Here is a 2,762-nt window from a genome sequence, read left to right as displayed (position 1 = left end):
GACGGCCCATTTCTCCTTCTCGCTGCTTCCCTTCGAACAGGATGCCGCGGAAACATGCTTTAATAACATGATGGATTGGCTGGCGGTCCAGCCGTTCATCCATGCTGGAAAGATTAATGCCGGCGGTGTTCCCAAAGCGAATATCCAGCAACTCAGAGATATTACCAACGATCTTCACGAGAAGAAGAAGCTCGGACTTCTGCGAAGCGTCGCGGATGGCGAGTAGTAATTTATAGATGAAGTTACCCGGCCGGGAATCAGAAATGATTCCCGGCTGCGAGAATCGTTTGATGATAGAGCAACATACTTTTGTTGCAGCCGTTGAGTTGTTATAAGTAATGAAACTGGGAGTCGGGAGGGTTACTGGTGGAGTGTCGATATCGGAACATATTACGATTCTGAATATCGGGACTCCGAAAAGATCTCGGAATGTTGATATTCCAATCCCGATATGAAATATTTTCAAAGATGAATTCCCACTGCCCATGAACTTTGTGTTTGATGCCTCGAACGGAGTTCTCAGGCACCCCTCAAAAAAATAGCATTTGTCAACGAAGGTCTTTTTCCTTCGGGCAATAATAAAATAAGATTGGTTTGGTATACCAATCCGTGTGTAAATCCGCACTCTAGCAGGCGCCAATATGGTCATGACTTTGGGTGCCAGGGGAACGATATCGCTTTAATTCTTTCTGTGTGTGGATTACGCCAATCAGGAATTTGGTTTCCTTTATAAGGGCCATGGTGTGACACCCGGATCGGTGTTGCAACAATAAGATTATTGGGATCTAAAGATTTGGAGGGATTTTATGAGGGACCTAAAAACATTAATAATTTCATTGCCGCTGATTGGTTTATTTATAATCGGCGGGTGTGATTTCTTTAAACATGATATCCAGGGACCGGAAAGAGGCAATGTTCCCCCGGTTGTTCAGTTCGTGAATATTCCGGTCGAAAAGGCCAGGTTTAACTCGGATACCACGGTCAACTGGTACGGCACCGATGTCGATGGTTTTATTGTCCAGTTCCGGTATGCCGTGGTCGAGGAATCCGTTGTCGGCCCCGATCCCGATGCCTATATTTCCGGGACCGCGGATACATTGATTCCATGGGTGGTCCTTGATGTCAGCGTAAACGATCCGCAGACAAACGCCCGGATTACCATGTCGGCGGATATCAGCGATCCCGTCAGAAAATATGTCGCATCCTATGTCTTTATTCAGGCCATCGATAATCTTGGTGCGAAATCGGAAGTGGCCAATCGTCTGTTTTACAAGAACAACCATTTCCCGAATACGACTATCAGTTCCCGCGGCGTCAATGACCCTTATGTCAACACATCGACCGTGGGAGGTATTCTGGAAGGTGTTACCGTCAGCTGGAGCGGAGAAGATCCGATCGATTATCCGCGAAACCCGCCGCCATTCCAATTCCGCTGGCGGTTTTACGGACCGTTTGATTCTCTGCAGATGGTGGAGCTGAAAAACATCTGTATTGATTCGGTCTTTGTCGATATTTATGGTGATTTCTACATCAAGGGAGATACCTTCGTGCTCGAAGGTGACCCTGATACGGTTATAAACAATACGGTTAATCCGCCGGAGACGACGATTATCATAGATACTTCCTGGGTTCTTGTGGATACTCTGGGGCGTAATAATTCCTTCGGCTCCTGGAATGATTACCTGTATCTTGACAGTTTTGAGACGCATCCCGATCTAAACAAACTGGTTGATTCTTCATATGACCCGCTGGCGGATGATATCTGGGTTTATGATCAGAACACCCATATATATGATGTTTACCGGGATACGACAATTGATTCGACATCACAGTTTTATTTCCTGATCTGGTGCCAGGCCAGGGATGACTCCAGAGTGCCCGACCCCGTTCCGGACTTCAAATGGATTTCCGTAATTGAGCCCAAATTCGAGCGGGAGGTAATTATTATTGATGCCACTCGCTACAAAACCAGTACTTCCGGTTTCTGGAACTGGCCGGTGTTTCCGCTAATTCAATATTATGATATTACGACTGAGCCAGTGGTCAAGCAGGTTCTTGGTCAAATGATAGAAGATTGGGCCGGACCGGGATCATTTGATTTCTCCAATACTATGGAGAATGTCAACTTTTATTTTCCCTGCAAAATAGAATATAAAAAATATAAGGCTTCACAGGATTACTATCCAGTCGCTTTGTTAAGTAGGTGCGAATCATATGGTATCCCTTCGGTTACACTTCGGGATATTTTGAAACACAAGATCGTTCTTGTCGTCAAGGATAATCCGGGCGGTGAACTGATTATGGATAGCGACGTCATGCTCTCGGTTCTAGACGGCCTGAATGCCGGCATAAGTGCCTGGGCAATGTTGCGCAGTCCGTTCCAGTCATATGTCACCGTGTATGAACCGGAATGGCAGAATGTGCCACTCAGCTATACCCAGTATTTCGGCGTTGTCAATATGCGTTTCTCCGGCTGGATGGGCGCTATCAATGATTCCCGTGGCGGCGCCCCTTATCCAAATGCCGGAACAAGAATTGAGGATTTCATTGGCGCTGCCCCACTGGGTGATCCTCAGGATGCCGATTATATTGACCTGCCGCATCTGATTATCGACACGACGCTGCTTGAAGACAGATATCTGTGGGTTCCGGGGGCAGGTTTTTCACAGTATGATTACAGATGTCCCAATGCTGTCAATCCGCCGGGAGAAATCCTGATCGGAGCGCTGCCGGAAGTCGGCTATGTTCAGAAATATATTCTG

The 2,762-nt window shown here is 46.8% G+C and carries 1 protein-coding gene and 1 pseudogene (1 of these 2 running past the window's edge); both read left to right on the top strand.

Features of this window, described 5'->3' with window-relative positions:
- Nucleotides 1-63, top strand: a pseudogene (locus tag CVT49_00800) (hypothetical protein); it begins 1,974 nt to the left of the window's first position.
- 743 nt (nucleotides 64-806) lie between these two features.
- The coding region (locus tag CVT49_00795) for a hypothetical protein (GenBank protein PKK84724.1) at nucleotides 807-2,762 on the top strand (1,956 nt) is incomplete at its 3' end.

The organism is candidate division Zixibacteria bacterium HGW-Zixibacteria-1 (assembly GCA_002838945.1).
In the GTDB taxonomy this organism is placed as follows: domain Bacteria; phylum Zixibacteria; class MSB-5A5; order GN15; family PGXB01; genus PGXB01.
Note: the sequence above shows the minus strand (reverse complement) of the source record. Positions and strands in the feature narration are given on the sequence as shown.